The organism is Bacteroides sp. NSJ-39 (assembly GCF_014287315.1).
In the GTDB taxonomy this organism is placed as follows: domain Bacteria; phylum Bacteroidota; class Bacteroidia; order Bacteroidales; family Bacteroidaceae; genus Bacteroides; species Bacteroides finegoldii.
The window spans coordinates 51,926-69,937 of record NZ_JACOOB010000004.1 but is presented as its reverse complement, the minus strand read 5'-3'; the positions used below and the strand labels follow the sequence as shown (position 1 = coordinate 69,937).

Sequence of the window (18,012 nt, the reverse complement as noted above, 5' to 3'; positions counted from 1 at the left end):
AAAAGTGACGATATCTTTATGAGATACCGTCACTTTTGATTTTACTTTAATAGAAATTCATCAATTGCTTTTTTGTAGGTTGCTTTATCGGCTGCTCCACGGAAAAGCTGTGGATCTCCTTTCATGGGGATGAATACGAATAAAGGGATACTTGTTGCATTGAACAGGGCTGCCAGTTCTTTCTGCCTGTCTACATTCACTTTATAGATAATTATCTTCCCTGCATATTCCTTTGCCAACTCTTTCATGATAGGAGCTGTCTGCCGACATGGTCCGCACCAGTCAGCATAAAGGTCAATGATGGCAGGCTTGTCGCCTTTGTATTTCCACTCCTTTGATTTCTCATAATCGAAGACGTCTTTCAGAAACATTTCCTTGTTCATTACGACGACTTCACCGTTACCTGTTACTTCTTTTTTACCTTGATTGGTTTCAGCTTTGTCATTGAAAGCGTATATAATCACGCTTACCATGACGAAAGCTACCATTGCTAATACTTTCTTCATTCGTTATTCTGTCTTTTATGTATAATGTTTCTCAATTACCCCTTGCAGTTCGCTACTGTGGATTACACCTGAATGTCTCCAGACAGCTTCTCCATCTTTGAACAGTATAAAGGTCGGTACTGCTTGTATACGGTATTTTGTAGCCAGCTCTTCATGCTGGTCAACGTCTATCTTTACAATACGCGCTTTATCACCTACATTCTGTTTCACTTCTTCCAAAACAGGTTTCATCGCTTTACAGGGTCCACACCATTCCGCAAAAAAATCTACTAAAACCGGCATCGGCAACTTTATTAAATCTTCAAACTTTTCCATAAATCTTTCCTTTCTTAAAATTAACTGTCAGTCATTGAAGACTGCAAATATAAACTCTGTTTTATATATATAACGGAAAAATGCCGTTTTTGTTCACAAAATAGTAATTGTAGAGACATCTTATTGTAATGTGAAACAAGGAATTTTGCGTATCGAAACGAAATAAAGGTTGAACTAAATAATGATAGCCTATGAAATTCTTATTTATTGTTCAAGGTGAGGGTAGGGGACACTTGACACAAGCCATCACCCTCGAAGAAATGTTACTGCGTAACGGGCACGAAGTGGTGGAAGTGCTGGTGGGTAAGAGTTCGTCACGTACCTTACCGGGATTTTTCAACCGGAGTATTCATGCACCGGTGAAACGTTTTATTAGTCCGAACTTTCTGCCTGCAGCAGATAGTAAACGCCCGAGTTTGAAGAAAAGTGTTTTTTATAATTTGCGGAAGATACCGGAATACTTTCGTAGCATGTGCTATATAAATCAGCGGATCAAGGAGACGGGTGCAGAGATTGTCATTAACTTCTACGAACTTTTGACGGGACTTACATACGCTTTTTTCCGTCCTGCCGTCCCGTATGTATGCATCGGACATCAGTACTTATTTCTGCATCGTGATTTTGAATTTCCGGAGAAGAACTTCGTTCAACTATGGATGTTACGTTTCTTTACGCGGATGACGGCTATTAGGGCTTCGAAGAAGCTAGCTTTATCTTTTAGAACTATGGAACAGGATGATGTACATCGGATAGTTGTAGTACCACCTCTGATTCGTCAGGAAGTGACGTCCATCCAACCGGAAGAGGGGAATTATATTCATGGATATATGGTGAATTCAGGTTTTTCCGATAGTGTGGAGAAGTTTCACATTTGTCATCCGGAGATACCGCTGAAATTCTTTTGGGATAAAGCGGATACGGAGGAAGTGACAAAGGTTGATGAGACGCTCTGTTTTTATCAGATTGATGATATCAAGTTTCTCAACGGAATGGCTGGTTGCCGGGCTTATGCAAGTACGGCAGGGTTTGAATCTATCTGTGAAGCGATGTATCTTGGAAAACCTGTCTTGATGGTGCCGGCACATATCGAACAAGATTGTAATGCCTATGACGCGATGAGGGCAGGTGCGGGAATTATCAGTGATTCTTTTGATTTGGAATCGTTGCTTCGTTTCGCCGGAAGATATACTCCGAACCGGAACTTTACCTCTTGGGCGCGTAGCTGTGAACGGCGGATAATTTTTGAATTGGAAGAAACAATGAATGTGGTAACTGATGAAATGTATATGGTAGAAAGCTTTGTCTGATTGACGGGGAATGAGCAAAGAAAAATGGATAATGAAGTCAGATGATTCAATCATCATTCATTATCCATTTATTCTTTATAACTGTTTAGGTTCTTTATTCCTCAATAGTCAATTCATCAATGATGTGGGAAGCTCCCGCATATTTATCTATAATAAAGAGTGTATAACGAATGTCGACACAGGCTGCGCGCTGTGATGACGGGCGGAAAGCAATGTCGCCCGTCAATCCTTCAAAGTTACGGTCGAAAGCAGTTCCTACCAGCTGGCCTTTACCGTTGAAGACCGGGCTGCCGGAGTTTCCTCCCGTATTGTCGGTGTTTACAATAAAGCAAACGGGCATTTCACCATTCTTACCGTAACGCCCATAATCCTTGGCTGCGTATAACTCCTTCAATTTCTGAGGAACTACAAATTCCCAATTGCCTTGATCTTCTTTTTCCATCACTCCTTTGAGGGTTGTGTGAGCGTCATAAACAGCTCCGTCGAACGGTTCGTAAGAAAGTACCTGACCATAGGTTAGCCGTAAAGTTGAATTTGCGTCCGGATAAATAGGAATTCCCTTATCCTTTCTCATATCCATCATACCTTTTACCCATACTTTGTGGGCTGCATTGTAATTCTGATTCGCTTCCTTCATGGCGATAGCAGTTTTCAGTATGCCGTCGGTAATGGAGTATTTGAATAATATCATCCAGTCATATCCTATCTTATATAGGCTTGGCTTTTTGATGAACTTCTCAAAGTTTTTGGGATTACCGAAGATGGAATGTTCGAAACATTCGTCGATAAATGCATCTATACTTCCTTTGAAGCGTGAATTGATGATTTCAAAGATATTGATCCGTTGTTCTGCCGGAATATAATTAGCATAGGTTTTCAACATTTCTTTTCCCACCATCCGTTCTACTTCGGGGAAAGGAACAGATGCGAAGTATTTTTCACCTTCCTTTTTCAGTTTTTGAGTCGCTTCTTTTATCTGCCCCTTGTCTTTCGATTTCAAGGCAGCTACCAATTCCATAGTGGAAGGAATACGCATGAAGTCAAGAGCTGTCACCAATGCTTCATTCAAGGCTTGTTGATGGTAGAGCGCATCACGACGATGAGCTACAATGGAACGGATTTCATCGAATGCTTTTTGGTAAGAGTCATCTCCTTTTTCACGACCGCGTGCCAGGAGTTCTTCTTGTTGTGCACGCTTGGTATCTAAAACCTTGAGCCGTACCAAACCTTCGTTCATACCAATTGCATTTTTCCAATAGTTGGCAGATGACGCATATTTGCTGGCATAATGAATACGTACGGCAGGATCTTTAAGCATTTGCTCCATAAGTACCTTTTGACGTGCTCCACGTACATGTTGGCGCATGAAATTGGTTGTTTGCATCCGTTCCTCCACTTCATCGGAAATCATGTATCGCCAGTTACGTCCCGGAAATCCCATGACAAAAGTAAAATCACCTTCTTGTACACCGGCCAGACTGATGGTGAGATGCTTCTTCACTTTTAACGGTACATTGTCTTTCGAATATGTTGCCGGTTTTCCGTTCTTGTCCGCATAAATGCGGAACAGCGAAAAGTCACCTGTATGGCGCGGCCACATCCAGTTGTCGGTATCCGCTCCGAACTTTCCAATGGAAGAAGGAGGGGCACCGACCATACGGATATCACTGTACACGGTTTTTATGAACATATAATATTTGTTCCCGCCGTAAAAGGCTTTGAGCTCCAGTTTGGTAGCGGGAGTAACTTCTATGTTCTCAGCTTTGGCAAAACGTTCCGCTACTTTACTAAGATAGCTGGGGGACAGGTAATTGATTCCGTCAGGATCCGGATCTTTTTTCAACTGCTCGTTGACGTAATCCGTCACATCAAGAATCCGATCGATATAAGTAACGGTCAGTCCCGGAGTAGGGAGCTCCGCATCGCGGTTCATCGCCCAAAAGCCTTCTGTCAGATAGTCGTGCTCCACGTTGCTGTGTTGCTGGATGGCTCCGTAACCACAGTGGTGGTTAGTCAGTACCAATCCTTCGGAAGAGATAACCTCTCCCGTGCATCCTCCTCCGAAGTGTACGACTGCATCTTTCAAAGAAAGACCGTTGGAATTGTAAACCTCTTCAATAGGAATCTCAAGTCCAAGCTCGCGCATGGCAACTTCATTCTGTGTTTTCAAGTCGGTCAGCATCCACATACCTTCGTCGGCGTGGATACTGAGCGTTGCCAATGAAAAGACTGCAAATAGGATTTGTTTTTTCATTTATTCTACAATTGTCATTTCGTTTATCAGATGTCCGCAGTTTCCTAATTTCTCCAAGATGAACAGGACATAGCGGATATCCAGATTGATGCAACGTTGCAGGTTGTTGTCAAAGTTGATATCACCACTCAGCGATTCCCAGTTTCCATCGAATGCACAACCGATCAGTTCTCCGTTCTCATTCAGAACCGGACTGCCTGAGTTACCTCCGGTGATGTCATTGGTTGAAAGGAAGCAAACCGGCATATCACCGTTCGGCAAAGCATAACGGCCGTAGTCCTTTTTCTCTATCAGCTCTTTCAACTTGGCAGGTACGACAAACTCACGATCTTCCGGATTTTCCTTTTCCAGAATACCCTTGGTAGTAGTGTAGTAGTTATAGTGTACACCGTCTTTCGGGTCGTAAGGTTTCACGTTACCGTAAGTCAGGCGGATTGTAAAGTTCGCATCCGGATAAGAAGGAACAGGTAATTTCATTTCACCCAAACCACGGATGTAGGTTTTGTGTAATAAAGCCAATTCCTTGTCCATATCCTTCAACTGTCCTATGAGTTGTTCGAGTAAATCATATTTGGACTGGCAATATTGCAAAGCCAGGTCGTTATCAATAGCTTTTACAGTCGGTTTCTTGATAAACTTCTCGAAGTTTGCACGATTGGCAAAAATGGAATTGTCATACATGTCATCGATAAATTTATTATAGTCGCCTTTATATTTCTGTTCGATAAGTTTGTAGATAGACGGACGTTGCTCTGCCGGAATCATTTCCGCATAAAGAGGGAACAATGCTTTGGCCACCTTACGGTCTACTTCGTGGTCATAGTCTTTGTTATGAATCTCATCATATGTCTCTTTCAGAGCTTCGATACGTACTTTAATCAAAGAATCGTTCTTTTCTACCAATGCTTCCCGAGTTTTGGACAGCAGGGTACTTCCGAACTCGATAGCTCCGAAGAACGTTTCTCTTAAACAAGTGTACTGATAGTTGAGAGGAGCTGTCTTAGCTACCAAGTCATCTATCTTCTTCACTACCTCCGCATAATCGGTATTGTTCTGCTTTCTGGCAAATTCAGCGAATTTGGCTTCCTGTGCCGCTTTTGTGCCCAGTACATCATTATCGATAATAGCCTTGTTCATTCCGATAGAATTTTTCCAATAGTTGCTGGAACCTGCATATTTGTTGGCATATTGAATACGGATCTTGTCACTGGCGTTCATTACTTCTTTCAAAACAGCTAGACGGGCTCCACGAATGCGGATGCGCGGCTCGTTTTCCGATTCCATGCGTTCTTTTACTTCCGATACGGTCAGATAACGGCTTGTACTTCCGGGAAATCCCATAATCATGGCATAGTCTCCTTCTTTCAAGCCCTTGATAGAAATAGGCAAATGTTTTTTTGTTTTCAAGGGAGTATTGCTTGTACTGTATTCTGCCGGCTCTCCGTTGGCATCCGCATAAATACGGAACATAGAGAAGTCACCGGTATGACGGGGCCACATCCAGTTATCTGTTTCTCCGCCAAACTTACCGATAGAAGAAGGAGGAGCTGCCACCATACGCACATCCGGGTATACTTTCTTATAGAACATATAGAATTTATTTCCGGCATAGAATGGGAGTGCCTGTGGCACGATTCCTTTCTTGTCTTTCAGATCACTTTTTGCATACAGCTCTTCTGCCAGTTTCTGGAGAAACGCACCGCTGAATGATTCAGTCTCAGTGATTTCTTTAGCAGCAATCTTAGCATTGACAATATCAGTGATATCTTCGATACGTTCGATAAATGTAAATTTCAATCCCGGAGTAGGAAGTTCCATCTCTCTGGAAGTAGCCCAGAAACCATCCGTCAGATAATCGTGTTCAACGCTGCTATGTTGTTGGATGGAAGCATATCCGCAATGGTGATTGGTCAGGATCAATCCTTCCGGTGAGATAATCTCTCCGGTACAGCCTCCTCCGAAGATACCGACAGCGTCTTTTAGGGAAACTCCATGGGGGTTATATAAATCTTGCGCTTCCAGTTTCAAACCTTGTTTTTTCATCATGTCTATAGAATGCTGCTGTTGCATTAGCTGCAATAACCACATACCTTCATCCGCTTTAGCGGAACATACGATTAGCGCAGTCAGCGCCAATAAATAAAGTTTTAGTCTATTCATTCTTTAATGCTGATAATTAAAATATTTATGATTCTTATTTTGTCTTTTCCACTCTCAACTCTCCACTTCTCAAAGCTTCCATGATATTGGCAGGCGGACGTTGGTTCATTAGTTCATTCTTCATGAAATCCATATAAGGCGCTACGTGCTTAAAGAATTTGTAATATCCTTTGCACAGATAATTTAAGCCGGGTTCGCCTTCCGATGTACGGCTGAAGCGATTCTTCGGACATTCTCCGTTGCAGGCAAACAGGAATTCGCATTCCTTGCACTGGGTGGGGAGAGATTGGTATTTCATGTTGCCGAAGTGATGTTGGCGTTCACTGTGCATCATTTCCACCAATGTCTGATTATAGATGTTTCCCAGTTTATATTCGGGGAAAACGAAGTGGTCGCACGAATATACATCACCGTTGAATTCCATAACACCGGCGTGTCCGCAAGTTTTTGCCATCGTACATATTCCCGGCTGTTCACCCATCCAGTTTGCCAGAGTGGAGTCGAATATCTGTATGTAGTAGTTGCCTACGTCTTCTTTCACCCATTCGTCAAAAAGAGTACACAGGAAATTGCCCCATTGCTCCGGAGTGACGGAGAAATCGGCCAATTTTCCTTCCTTGTCTTCGGCAAGAGAGGCGAGATGCCGTCCGTCTTGATGCGGAAGAATACGTTCGACGATAGGAGCAAACTGTATATAATGACAATCTATCTCTTTGAAAAAGTGATAGAAGTCCAGCGGATAGTCAGCGTTGAAGTCATTGACAACGGCCATTGCATTCCATTCTACATTGTGTTTTTTCAGCAGATTGATACCCTGCATCACTTTCACGAAGGAAGGTTTGCCCATTTTGTTTTTACGGTATTCGTCATGAAACTCCTGTGGTCCGTCGATAGAAACTCCTACCAGCCAGTTGTTGTCGTGAAAGAACCGGCACCATTCATCGGTGAGCATTGTTCCGTTCGTCTGAATACAGTTGTCAATGGTACGTCCGCGTGCATATTTCTTTTGCAGTTCCATAGCCTTTTTATAGAAAGAAAGCGGACGCATCAGTGTTTCTCCCCCGTGCCAGGTGAAAAGCACCTGTGGCATGGTTTGTGAGTTGATATACTCGTCGATGAACTTTTCCAGAAGCTCATCGCTCATTACGTGTTTCGGGTTATCTTTGTATAGATTTGCCTTTTCCAGATAATAGCAATAGTCGCAAGCCAGGTTGCATACGGCACCTACCGGCTTTACCATCACATAGAGAGGTTTGGCAAAAGGGGCGTAAGTTGATGTTTTCATAGCCGCAAAATTAGATAAACTAAATGAAAAAAAAAGCCTTCTCCATATGTTTATAAGGATTATTAAAGAAAAGAGACTTACAAGATTTAAATATTGATAAAATGTTTCTCTGAAAAATGAATCGGTTGTACCTTTGCACGCAGAATCAAATGAATAGACGAACGTGAATAAACTTTTATCTTTATTGTTTTTGCTCCCGTTTCTGGCTTCCTGCACTAATAAGTACAAGATCGAAGGAACATCTTCTGTGAATAGCCTGGATGGAAAAATGCTGTATCTTAAGTCCTTGCGTGATGGTGAATGGGTGAAACTGGATTCTGCTGAGGTAGCGCACGGTCTGTTCTCCATGAAAGGCAAAGTCGATTCCGTACAGATGGTGACACTTTATATGGATGATGAAAGCATCATGCCGATTGTGCTGGAAAATGGAAAAATCAAGGTAAACATCAGTAATTCGGATATCAAAGCGGTGGGTACTCCTTTGAATACGGCACTATACGAGTTTATTGAGAAAAGAAACCGACTGGAGGAAAGTATCGGAGAGTTGGAACAGAAAGAAACCCGTATGGTGATGGACGGAGGTGATTTGGATGAGATTCATTCACAATTGGCAGTGGAAGGAGATTCGCTGATGAAAGAGATGAATCAATATGTGAAGACTTTCATTTCCACCAACTACGAAAATGTGTTGGGACCCAATGTGTTTATCATGCTTTGCAGTTCGTTGCCTTATCCTATTATGACTCCGCAGATAGATGACATCATAAAAGACGCTCCTTATTCTTTTAAAAGCAATAAGTTGGTAAGAGAGTTTCTTTCGAAGGCGAAAGAGAATATGAAACTGATAGAAGAGCACAAGCGTCTGGAAGAAAATGCTTCGGTAAAGAAGTGAATATAACTTCTCTATTATCGGTCTTGATCTTCGTTCTTTATCATTCCCTTATGTTTCTCCGGTAAAGCACTTTCAACGGCGGCGTATGCTTCCGCCATAGTCGCTTTGATATTTTCCATACCTTTTCCTTTAGGCGGAATAGGCTCATGAATCGTGAGAATCATGCGGTGACGGTGTATCCATTTGCCTGTACGCGGAAGGATCTCAAATGAGCCGTCAATGGTGACGGGCACTACTGCCAGTTGTAAGTCATCCGCCAATTGAAAAGCTCCTTTCTTGAAATACCCCATGTGTCCGGTGAAAGTACGAGCCCCTTCCGGGAAAACGACCAAAGATACTCCGTCTTTCAAAGAGTCCTTCGCTTGCCGGATCGTTTCCAACACTTTCTTCGGACCGGACCGGTCTACAAAAATGTGCCCTGCGCTTTCGCAGGCTTTTCCAACGAACGGTAGTTTACGCAGACTTTTTTTCATCATCCATTTAAAGTTTCTTCCGATAAAACCGTAGATCAGGAATATGTCGAATGAACCTTGATGGTTGGGTACAAAAATATAGGAAGTTTTATCATGCAACTTTTCACGCCCTTGAATCTTTACGGGAATCAGCAGGAACAGACAGATTAATTGTGACCATATCTTTCCCGGATAATATCCCCAGATGTGGGCTCCTCCCAAAAGAGAACCTACGATGGTGACGAGTGCCGTAAGGATAGTCAACACTAATAATATAGGTAAAGCGATGCAAATCTGATAAATATAATAAAGTATCTTCATAGGGTTGGATTTTTACATTGCAAATATACATGATTATTGTAAAAAAGAGATGCGGATACCATATAATCTTTTCGATTGTGTTATTTTTGTCTCTCGTTATTAGAGATAGCTGTTAAAAATATGATACGTATATTACATACTGCCGATTGGCACTTGGGGCAAACGTTCTTCGGTTATGACCGTACAGAGGAGCATGAGGCGTTTTTAGATTGGCTGGCGGGAGAAATCCTCCGGCAGGAGATTGATGCATTGATTATAGCCGGAGACGTGTTTGATGTTTCCAATCCTTCGGCTGCTTCCCAAAGTATATATTATCGGTTTATATACCGGGTTACGGCGGAGAATCCCAATCTGCAAATTGTGATTGTTGCCGGAAATCATGATTCGGCGGCACGTCTGGAAGCTCCTTTACCTTTGTTGCAGGCTATGAGAACAGAGGTCAGGGGAGTGGTACGTAAGTTGGAAGGCGGAGCGGTTGATTACGATCATCTATGCGTGGAACTGAAGAACCGGCAGGGAGAAGTTGAATTACTTTGTATGGCGGTTCCTTTTTTGCGTCAAGGAGACTATCCGGTAGTGCAGACAGAGGGGAATCCATATTCGGAAGGGGTTCGTGAACTTTATACGCAGCTTCTGCGAAAGTTGTGGAAACGCCGTAAGCCGAATCAGGCCATTCTTGCCATAGGTCATCTGCAAGCTACCGGTTCGGAGATTGCAGAAAAGGATTATAGTGAACGCACAGTGATAGGCGGACTGGAGTGCGTGTCACCGGAGGCTTTTCCCGAACAGATCGCTTATACGGCTCTAGGACATATTCATAAAGCGCAACGGGTATCCGGCCGGGAGAATGTACGCTATGCGGGAAGTCCGATTCCGATGTCTTTTGCCGAAAGGCATTATCATCACGGAGTGGTAATGGTGGCTTTTGACGGAGGGTGTGCGGTAGACATCCGACGGATAGAATGTCCGAAATCAATACCTTTGATAAGTGTGCCGAGCGGTGAGCCGGAATTGCCTGAAAAGATATTGGAGATGTTGGGCGAATTGCCGGAGACGGAAGGAACCGCTCCCTATCTGGAAGTGAAGGTTTTGCTGGAAGAGCCCGAACCCATGCTCCGGCAGGAGATAGAGGATGTTCTGGCGGATAAGAATTATCGCCTGGCACGCATTGTCTCTTTTTACCGTACCGGTGCGGAAAATGTGGAGAAAGAGGAGACAGACTGGAAAAAAGGATTACAGGAGATGTCACCGTTGCAGATTGCACAGTCTGCATTTGAGAAGATTTATCAGTCAGAAATGCCGGAGGATTTGGTTGATTTGTTTCAAGAAGCCTATTTGGCTGCCACCCGTAAAGAAGAGGAGGAAAGATGAAAATATTAGCTATACGATTGAAGAATCTTACTTCCATTGAAGGGACGGTGGAAGTGGATTTCACCGCTGAGCCATTGTGCTCGGCTGGTATATTCGCTATTTCTGGTCCTACGGGAGCGGGAAAGTCAACCTTGTTGGACGCGTTATGTCTGGCGTTGTATGATAAAGCGCCCCGTTTCGCCGCTTCGGTGGAAAGTGTGAATCTGGCGGATGTAGGGGATAACCGGATTAATCAGTCCGATGTGCGTAACCTGTTGCGTCGTGGCACAAGTGACGGTTATGCAGAAGTTGATTTTCTGGGAGTAGACGGACACCGTTACCGCTCTTGTTGGTCGGTGAGACGTACACGGAATAAAGTGAGCGGCTCTTTGCAGCCGCAAATGATGGAGGTGAAGGAGCTGGATACGGGGAAAGAATTTCAAGGGACGAAGAAGGAGTTGCTGGCACAGTTGGTTGAGTTGATCGGGTTGACGTATGAGCAGTTTACCCGTACCGTATTGTTAGCTCAGAATGACTTTGCCACTTTCTTGAAATCTAAAGGAGCGGCTAAGGCGGAGTTGCTTGAAAAACTGACGGGGACCGGAGTGTATTCTTTCATTTCGCAGGAAGTGTTTGCCCGGAATAAGGCAGCGCAGGAAGAGGTAGCTTTGATTCATAATAAGATGAGTGTGATTGAATTGATTCCGGAAGAGGAACAGCTTGCCTTGCAGAAAGAAAAAGAGTTGTTGGCTGAAAAGCGTTCGGAAGGAATCAAATTGCTGGCGGAACAGAATGCGCAGTTGAATGTTGTCCGTTCATTGAAGACGCAAGAGGAGCTCCGGACAAAGAAGCAGAAAGAGGAACAAGGAGAACAGGCCAGACTAAAGACCGCTTTGGACATATTGGCCTCGCAGGAGGAAGGCTTGGTTCGTTTCAAAGCCCAATGGGAAGCTATACAGCCGGACTTGAAGCGAGCCCGTCAACTGGATGTGCAGATACAGTCCCAACAAGAGGGTTATATACAGTCTCAACAACTATTGCAGGCAGCCCGCAAGCAGGTGCGGGAGCAGGACAAGAGAAAACAGATGGTTGAGGAACAGTTGCATTTGTCTTATCAGACCTTACGCCGTCTATTGAATGTTGCAGGGACGGAAGACAGTCTGCTGCTTGAACAGGTGGAAGAAACGTTACGGCAGGAAGAGGGAAATTTGTCTGCCGGAATAGAAACGAACGAAAAACGCCTGGAGCGGTTGAATGCTTTCGGATATCCGTCGTTAGCTGACGAACAGGTCAAGTTGCAGAAAGAATTGGCACGTCAGCAGAATATCCGGCAATTGACGGAAGCGTTGAAGAAGGCGATGTCGGAAATAGAGCATTTGGAAAAAGAGGCGGCAGATTGTTCGAAGGAGCTTTCGGAACGGGAAGTTGCCTTGAAAACAGTACAACGTCTTTATGAAAACGCCCGCATGGCGGTAGGGAAGGATGTGAAAGCTTTGAGGCGGCAGTTGGAGGAAGGAGAAGCCTGTCCGGTTTGTGGTAGTACTTCGCATCCGTATCATCGGGAACAGGAAGTGGTGGATACTCTTTTCCGGAATATGGAGCAGGAGTATAATGCGGCAACAGCGGTTTATCAGCAGGTGAACAACCGGAGCATTGCCTTGCAACGTGATTTGGCACATCAGAAGATGATTGCGGGGCAGGTACGTGAACAATTGTCGGCTTTCCAAAAAGAAAGCGCTGACACCGGAAATGAGGAACAGATACAACAACGCTTGGGAGAACTGGCGAAGCTTATTTTAGAATACCGTAATCTGTATGCGGAATGGCAGCGGGGTGATGAAGAGATAAAGAAGCTGCGTTCGCATTATGAAGCCTTGCGTGAGAATGTTTCCCGATGCCGTTTAGCCATGCAAAAGGTATCGGCTGCCAATGAACAGTCGGTGCTATTACAGAATGCCGCGATTGCCGAACAAAAGCGTTTTGAGGTGATAGAGAAAGCATTGGATACACTTCGTCGGGAACGTTCGGGCTTATTGAAAGGAAAGAGTGCCGATGAGGCGGAAGCCGCCGTAGCAAGGCGGGAAGGAGAATTGAATCTGGCGTTGGAGAAAGCCCGTAAGGAGGTAGAGACGGCTCAAAACGGACTTTCCGGCTTGCAAGGAGAGCTGAAACAGATTGCTTCGTCTATTGAAGAGTTGCAAGTGCGGCAGAAGCAAATTGAATTCCCCGAACAGCTTCCGGAAGCAATAAAGAAACAACAGGAGGAGAATCTGAATACGGAACGCAGCCTTTCCATTATTGAAGCCCGTTTGTTGCAGCAGGCTAAGAATAAAGCGGTGGTGGAGCAGATAGCAAAAGAACTTTCAGAGAAACAATCGGTTGCCGACCGTTGGGCAAAGTTGAATAAGCTGATTGGCAGTGCGGATGGAGCAAAATTCAAAGTCATAGCGCAGAGTTATACCTTGAATCTGTTATTGCTTCATGCCAACAAACATTTGTCTTATCTTTCCAAACGCTATAAATTGCAACAGGTTCCCGGTACATTGGCCTTGCAGGTTGTCGACTGTGATATGTGTGATGAGATACGAACGGTTTATTCCCTTTCCGGAGGCGAATCATTCTTAATCTCGCTGGCATTGGCATTGGGATTGTCATCTTTATCCAGCAATAATTTGAAGGTGGAGTCGCTTTTTATAGACGAAGGGTTCGGATCTTTGGATGCGGAAAGCCTGCGTACGGCTATGGAAGCATTGGAGCAACTGCAAATGCAGGGAAGAAAAATAGGCGTGATCTCTCATGTGCAGGAAATGAGCGAACGGATTTCCGTTCAAGTGCAGGTACACAAGAAAGTGAATGGAAAGAGTGTGCTTAGTGTTGTAGGATAAGCACACTCTTTCCTCTTTATTATCTGAATTCGTTTAATTCGTTCAGATTCTTTTTGATTTCGTGGATACGGTTTAGGAACTTCTTGCGGTAAATCCATAAGATCAGTCCTAGACCGCCTCCCCATAACAAGACAAAAAAGGAAATCATGCCTATACCGTATTGCCATACTTGCCAGTAAATGAATGAAAGAACAGCCAATACCAGAAGGAAAAAGATGGCAAACAGACGCTCTCTGATGGTCCATCGGTGGATGCGGTTGACACGGCTGATTACTTCTATCAAAGGCATTTCGTCTATTCGGGTCCGTTGGAGGTAGCGGGTAGTGACGATATCCCAGCAAAGTGCGGGAATCCAGGCTAGAAGGATAATGATATAGATAGGGTTCAGCCTGTTGTGCAACAGGACTTCCGCCAGGAACAGGATCAGTATCGGCAGGGAAATCAGAATCAGCTTTATGTTCAGATTGGCAATGGCATGAATGCCCTTGCCGGTATGTCCCAGCAATTTCGAAAGTTCCTCTTCTTTAATGAGCTCTTTGTCTTTCAGGTGCTCATCGAGTGCATTCCAGGATTTCTTCAATTCTTCCAGTTCCATATATCTTTAGTCTTCCTTTTTCATTTTTTTTAGTTTGTCTTTGATGCGGCTTAACTTGGTAGCCACATTCGTTACCGTCAGTCCGGTAATCTCCGCAATCTCCTCGTAACTCTTCTCTTCGAGATAGAGCAGGATGATGGATTTGTCGAGTTGCCCCAATTGATTGATCATCCGGTAAAGCTGTTTCAGCATTTCATTGACCGGATCATGCGCTTCGATACTCCAGTCAATCTCTTTGGTGAGGCTGACAATTTCCGGTATATTCTTTTCCTTGCGATAAAAACTGATGCAGGTGTTGAGGGCAATACGATAAATCCATGTCGATATTTTACACTCTTTCCTGTATTTTGGATAGGCTTTCCAAAGGTTCAGCACAACATCCTGGTAAAGGTCGTTGAGAGGGGCATTGGGATTGGCGTACAGATAACACACCTTATAGATCACCCGTTCATATTCACGGATGACTGACAAGAATTCTTGTTCAACAGGCCTGTCTGTTTCTGCCGACTGTTCCCTCATGAGCGTTATTGTAAATTGGCAGCCAGGAATTTGCGTATCTCTGCCACACTCTTATTCCGGCGGCGGGCATAATCTTCGAGTTGGTCTTCTCCAATCTTCCCTACTGAAAAATATTCGGAAGCCGGATGTGAGAACATAAGTCCGCAGACGGACGCGTGAGGATACATTGCTCCGTTTTCGGTCAGTGAGATACCTATCCGTTTCATATCCAATAGTTCGTCCAATAGGAAATTGACGGATTGGTCGGGCAAAGACGGATAACCGACCGCCGGACGAATACCTTGATATTTTTCAACTAGCAAATCCTCAATGCTTAAATTCTCATCTTTCGCATATCCCCATACTTCTTTTCGTACATACTCATGCATCTTTTCCGTAGCAGCTTCAGCCAGACGGTCGGAAAGAGTTTGGACAAGCAAATGTTTGTAGGGATCTTGTTCGTAAAGCCCTTCCATATCCGCATCGATGGAAGCGGCGAAAGCGCCGATCGTATCGGCTATGCCGGAAGATGACGGGCGCACAAAGTCACTTAAACAAAGGAATGGACTGCCGTCTCTTTTAGGTGTTTGCTGGCGGAGTAAAGGAAACGTGATGTATTGGTTTTGTTCCTTTTCAATCACCAGATTGTCTCCGTCGGAGTTTGCTTTACAGAGCTTGAAGATTGTCTTTACTTCGTAATCCTTGTCGAGCAGATCCAGCATACGGTTGGCCTCTTTGAAAAGCTGCATGGCTTCGGAGGCTTTATTCCGTTCTTCTTCCGGAAAAGTGGTCAGCCATACGGCACGGCAGGCATCGCATCCGTGAATGTTGGTGATAGCCGCGAAACGCGGTTGGAACCCCCATGCGTGGAAAAAGTAAATCCAGTTGATGTAGGGGGCGACCGTATGTATTTTATAAGATAAGACTGTAGGTTGCATAATGTGGCTTGTTTTTCTGTTTGAGAAATTCACTTACTATCTGAACCTTAACTCTTGTCCACGATAATTCTCGTCTATCTCTCCGTTATTACATAGCAGATGCCCGTTTGCAAAAGTCTTTTCTACTCTCCAATTGAATGTATGTCCCTCCAACGGGCTCCATTTGCATTTACTTAAAATGCAGTCTGCCGTTACCGTCCAATTGCTGTCCGGACGTACTAACACAAGGTCTGCCTGATAACCTTTCCGGATGAATCCCCGATTCTGTATTTCGTACATTTGGGCAGGAGCATGAGCCATCTTTTCTACCACTTTCTCTATTGTAAATACTCCTTTGTCCACTAGTTCCAGCATACTGACCAGTGAAAACTGAATCATTGGCATTCCCGACATTGCTTTCAATGCTCCTCCTTCTTTCTCGCTTAGTAGGTGCGGAGCGTGGTCTGTTGCGATGGCGTCTATCAAACCGCTATTGACAGCCTCCTGCAGGGCCTTCCGGTCTTTTGCTGTTTTGATGGCGGGGTTGCATTTGATGCGTGCGCCCAGTGTCCGGTAATCTTCCTCTGTGAAAAGCAGATGAGAAACACAGGCTTCTGCCGTGATTCGTTTTTGTGCCAGAGGAGCGGTTGAGAACAGACTGAGTTCTTTGGCAGTAGAGATGTGCATGATATGCAGGCGGGCATTTGTTTCACGTGCCAGTTGCACCGCCAGCTCCGAAGAACGGTAACAGGCTTCTTCCGAACGTAGGAGCGGATGAAGGGACAGCGGGACATCTTCTCCGTACTCTTTCTTAAATTTATCCGTATTTTCTTTGATGATTCCCTGATCTTCACAATGGGCGGCGATAAGCAAATCGGTACCGCCAAAGATATTGCGCAGACTGGCCATCCGGTCTACCAGCATATTACCGGTACTTGAACCCATGAACAGTTTAACGCCACAGACACGGTGTTTGTCCAACTTTGCAAACTGAGTGTAATTGTTGTTGGTTGCTCCGAAATAACAGGAATAGTTGACGGCGGATTTCTCGCTTAATAAAGCGAATTTCTCATCAAGAGCTTCCAAAGTGGTAGTCTGTGGATTGGTATTCGGCATATCCATGATTGAGGTGACGCCACCCGCCGCAGCAGCACGGCTTTCGGTGATAATATCCGCCTTATGGGTAAGACCGGGATCGCGGAAGTGTACGTGCTCGTCAATGGCACCCGGCAAAAGATAACATCCGGTTGCATCTATTATTTCATCACAGGGGGCAGACGCTTTTTCTTCACCAACCAATATCTCGGCGATTTTCTCGTCTTCAATCACAACCGAACCCGGAACAGTTCTTCCTTCGTTGACAATAATGGCATTTTGAATCAGTGTACGTTTCATTTCTTTTGCGGGAATTTATGGAACCAACTATTTACTTTTAATTTAATCACACCGAATATGGCTTCTCCAAAGATACTGCTATTCATCTTGGAAGTACCCAATTCGCGATTGATGAATATCACCGGAACTTCAATGATTTTGAAGCCGCACTTATAAGCCGTGAATTTCATCTCAATCTGAAAGGCGTATCCTTTGAAGCGGATGTGGTCTAAATCTATCGTTTCCAATACCTGGCGACGGTAGCAGACGAATCCGGCGGTAGTGTCGTGCACGGGGATTCCCGTGATAAACCGCACATACTTGGAAGCGAAATAGGACATGAGCACACGTCCCATCGGCCAGTTTACTACGTTTACCCCACTGACGTACCGGGAACCGATGGATACGTCGCCTCCCTGTTCCGCACAGGCCTGGTACAGACGGGGCAAATCGTTCGGATTATGGCTGAAATCGGCGTCCATCTCAAAGATATATTCGTATGTATGTTCCAATGCCCATTTGAATCCGGTGATGTAGGCGGTTCCTAATCCTAACTTCCCTTTACGCTCGATCATAAACAAGCGTTCGGGAAACTCTTGTTGCAGGGTTTTTACAATAGTTGCCGTTCCGTCGGGCGAACCGTCTTCTATTACCAGAATATGGAATACTTTGGGAAGTCCGAAAACGGCACGGATAATATTTTCGATATTCTCTCGTTCGTTATAAGTAGGAATAATTACAATGCTGTCTGATGTCTGCATATAGATACTATAATATTTAAGAACAAAAGTAGTTCTTTTCCTTTAGTTATAGATGAACTAAGGAATATTTAACGTGTTCTGCGGCTCATTATGGATAACTCCGTACCTCACCGGAATTAAGCCCACACCTTACGGGAGGT

At 44.4% G+C, this 18,012-nt stretch carries 15 protein-coding genes; 4 read left to right on the top strand and 11 right to left on the bottom strand.

Annotated elements, in window-relative coordinates; genetic code table 11:
* Nucleotides 1-41: 41 nt before the first annotated feature.
* Entirely contained in the window at nt 42-506 is a 465-nt protein-coding gene (locus tag H8S63_RS06140; protein WP_186926104.1) for a co-chaperone YbbN, read from the bottom strand.
* A 15-nt stretch (nt 507-521) separates the two neighbouring features.
* The gene (gene trxA / locus H8S63_RS06135; RefSeq protein WP_007754485.1) at nt 522-821 is read right to left on the bottom strand and encodes a thioredoxin; all 300 of its coding nucleotides are present in this window, start codon (nt 819-821) and stop codon (nt 522-524) included.
* 191 nt (nt 822-1,012) lie between these two features.
* On the opposite strand from trxA, the gene H8S63_RS06130 reads away from it, so the two are divergent.
* A complete protein-coding gene (locus H8S63_RS06130; protein ID WP_186926102.1) occupies nt 1,013-2,128 on the top strand; it encodes a glycosyltransferase family protein in 1,116 nt (371 codons plus the stop codon).
* Between the two features lie 94 nt (nt 2,129-2,222).
* Here H8S63_RS06130 and H8S63_RS06125 read toward each other — a convergent pair whose 3' ends face one another.
* Genes H8S63_RS06125 through H8S63_RS06115 form a run of 3 tightly spaced genes read right to left on the bottom strand, consistent with a single transcriptional unit; the run spans nt 2,223 to nt 7,827 of the window.
* On the bottom strand, nt 2,223-4,382 hold the full coding sequence (locus tag H8S63_RS06125) for a S46 family peptidase (protein ID WP_186926100.1): 2,160 nt from the start codon (nt 4,380-4,382) through the stop codon (nt 2,223-2,225).
* Nucleotides 4,383-6,542, bottom strand: a complete 2,160-nt coding sequence (locus H8S63_RS06120) for a S46 family peptidase (protein WP_022276072.1) — start codon at nt 6,540-6,542, stop codon at nt 4,383-4,385. It lies immediately after the preceding gene.
* A 34-nt stretch (nt 6,543-6,576) separates the two neighbouring features.
* Complete coding sequence (locus tag H8S63_RS06115) at nt 6,577-7,827, bottom strand: anaerobic sulfatase-maturation protein (protein ID WP_022276071.1); 1,251 nt, start codon at nt 7,825-7,827, stop codon at nt 6,577-6,579.
* Nucleotides 7,828-7,990: 163 nt separating this feature from the next.
* On the opposite strand from H8S63_RS06115, the gene H8S63_RS06110 reads away from it, so the two are divergent.
* On the top strand, nt 7,991-8,719 hold the full coding sequence (locus tag H8S63_RS06110; RefSeq protein WP_007754496.1) for a DUF4369 domain-containing protein: 729 nt from the start codon (nt 7,991-7,993) through the stop codon (nt 8,717-8,719).
* Nucleotides 8,720-8,733: 14 nt separating this feature from the next.
* Here H8S63_RS06110 and H8S63_RS06105 read toward each other — a convergent pair whose 3' ends face one another.
* The gene (locus H8S63_RS06105; protein WP_007754498.1) at nt 8,734-9,492 is read right to left on the bottom strand and encodes a 1-acyl-sn-glycerol-3-phosphate acyltransferase; all 759 of its coding nucleotides are present in this window, start codon (nt 9,490-9,492) and stop codon (nt 8,734-8,736) included.
* A gap of 120 nt (nt 9,493-9,612) precedes the next feature.
* On the opposite strand from H8S63_RS06105, the gene H8S63_RS06100 reads away from it, so the two are divergent.
* On the top strand, nt 9,613-10,863 hold the full coding sequence (locus H8S63_RS06100; RefSeq protein ID WP_186926099.1) for an exonuclease SbcCD subunit D C-terminal domain-containing protein: 1,251 nt from the start codon (nt 9,613-9,615) through the stop codon (nt 10,861-10,863).
* The gene (locus H8S63_RS06095) at nt 10,860-13,727 is read left to right on the top strand and encodes an AAA family ATPase (protein ID WP_186926097.1); all 2,868 of its coding nucleotides are present in this window, start codon (nt 10,860-10,862) and stop codon (nt 13,725-13,727) included. The genes H8S63_RS06100 and H8S63_RS06095 overlap by 4 nt, the downstream gene beginning before the upstream one ends.
* 19 nt (nt 13,728-13,746) lie before the next feature.
* Here the strand turns inward: H8S63_RS06095 and H8S63_RS06090 are convergent, their stop codons facing one another.
* The 5 genes from H8S63_RS06090 to H8S63_RS06070 are packed head-to-tail and all read right to left on the bottom strand — an operon-like array spanning nt 13,747 to nt 17,872.
* On the bottom strand, nt 13,747-14,322 hold the full coding sequence (locus H8S63_RS06090) for a hypothetical protein (RefSeq protein ID WP_007753503.1): 576 nt from the start codon (nt 14,320-14,322) through the stop codon (nt 13,747-13,749).
* Nucleotides 14,323-14,328: 6 nt separating this feature from the next.
* Nucleotides 14,329-14,841, bottom strand: coding sequence for an RNA polymerase sigma factor (locus H8S63_RS06085; protein ID WP_007753506.1), 513 nt, complete (start codon nt 14,839-14,841; stop codon nt 14,329-14,331).
* A 5-nt stretch (nt 14,842-14,846) separates the two neighbouring features.
* Complete coding sequence (locus tag H8S63_RS06080; RefSeq protein WP_007753518.1) at nt 14,847-15,758, bottom strand: vitamin B12 dependent-methionine synthase activation domain-containing protein; 912 nt, start codon at nt 15,756-15,758, stop codon at nt 14,847-14,849.
* Between the two features lie 36 nt (nt 15,759-15,794).
* Nucleotides 15,795-17,132 carry a dihydroorotase gene (locus tag H8S63_RS06075; RefSeq protein WP_186926095.1) on the bottom strand — a complete coding sequence of 446 codons (1,338 nt, stop codon included), beginning with the start codon at nt 17,130-17,132 and terminating at the stop codon, nt 15,795-15,797.
* The gene (locus H8S63_RS06070) at nt 17,129-17,872 is read right to left on the bottom strand and encodes a polyprenol monophosphomannose synthase (protein ID WP_007753522.1); all 744 of its coding nucleotides are present in this window, start codon (nt 17,870-17,872) and stop codon (nt 17,129-17,131) included. The genes H8S63_RS06075 and H8S63_RS06070 overlap by 4 nt, the downstream gene beginning before the upstream one ends.
* Nucleotides 17,873-18,012: the final 140 nt, after the last annotated feature.

What these genes read in the sequence shown, in the direction of transcription:
- H8S63_RS06075 (WP_186926095.1), bottom strand. Translation starts at nt 17,132, where the DNA reads ATGAAACGTACACTGATTCAAAATGCCATTATTGTCAACGAAGGAAGA.
- H8S63_RS06090 (WP_007753503.1), bottom strand. Translation starts at nt 14,322, where the DNA reads ATGGAACTGGAAGAATTGAAGAAATCCTGGAATGCACTCGATGAGCAC.
- H8S63_RS06085 (WP_007753506.1), bottom strand. Translation starts at nt 14,841, where the DNA reads ATGAGGGAACAGTCGGCAGAAACAGACAGGCCTGTTGAACAAGAATTC.
- H8S63_RS06100 (WP_186926099.1), top strand. Translation starts at nt 9,613, where the DNA reads ATGATACGTATATTACATACTGCCGATTGGCACTTGGGGCAAACGTTC.
- H8S63_RS06140 (WP_186926104.1), bottom strand. Translation starts at nt 506, where the DNA reads ATGAAGAAAGTATTAGCAATGGTAGCTTTCGTCATGGTAAGCGTGATT.
- H8S63_RS06115 (WP_022276071.1), bottom strand. Translation starts at nt 7,827, where the DNA reads ATGAAAACATCAACTTACGCCCCTTTTGCCAAACCTCTCTATGTGATG.
- H8S63_RS06070 (WP_007753522.1), bottom strand. Translation starts at nt 17,872, where the DNA reads ATGCAGACATCAGACAGCATTGTAATTATTCCTACTTATAACGAACGA.
- H8S63_RS06130 (WP_186926102.1), top strand. Translation starts at nt 1,013, where the DNA reads ATGAAATTCTTATTTATTGTTCAAGGTGAGGGTAGGGGACACTTGACA.
- H8S63_RS06125 (WP_186926100.1), bottom strand. Translation starts at nt 4,382, where the DNA reads ATGAAAAAACAAATCCTATTTGCAGTCTTTTCATTGGCAACGCTCAGT.
- H8S63_RS06105 (WP_007754498.1), bottom strand. Translation starts at nt 9,492, where the DNA reads ATGAAGATACTTTATTATATTTATCAGATTTGCATCGCTTTACCTATA.
- trxA (WP_007754485.1), bottom strand. Translation starts at nt 821, where the DNA reads ATGGAAAAGTTTGAAGATTTAATAAAGTTGCCGATGCCGGTTTTAGTA.
- H8S63_RS06120 (WP_022276072.1), bottom strand. Translation starts at nt 6,542, where the DNA reads ATGAATAGACTAAAACTTTATTTATTGGCGCTGACTGCGCTAATCGTA.
- H8S63_RS06095 (WP_186926097.1), top strand. Translation starts at nt 10,860, where the DNA reads ATGAAAATATTAGCTATACGATTGAAGAATCTTACTTCCATTGAAGGG.
- H8S63_RS06080 (WP_007753518.1), bottom strand. Translation starts at nt 15,758, where the DNA reads ATGCAACCTACAGTCTTATCTTATAAAATACATACGGTCGCCCCCTAC.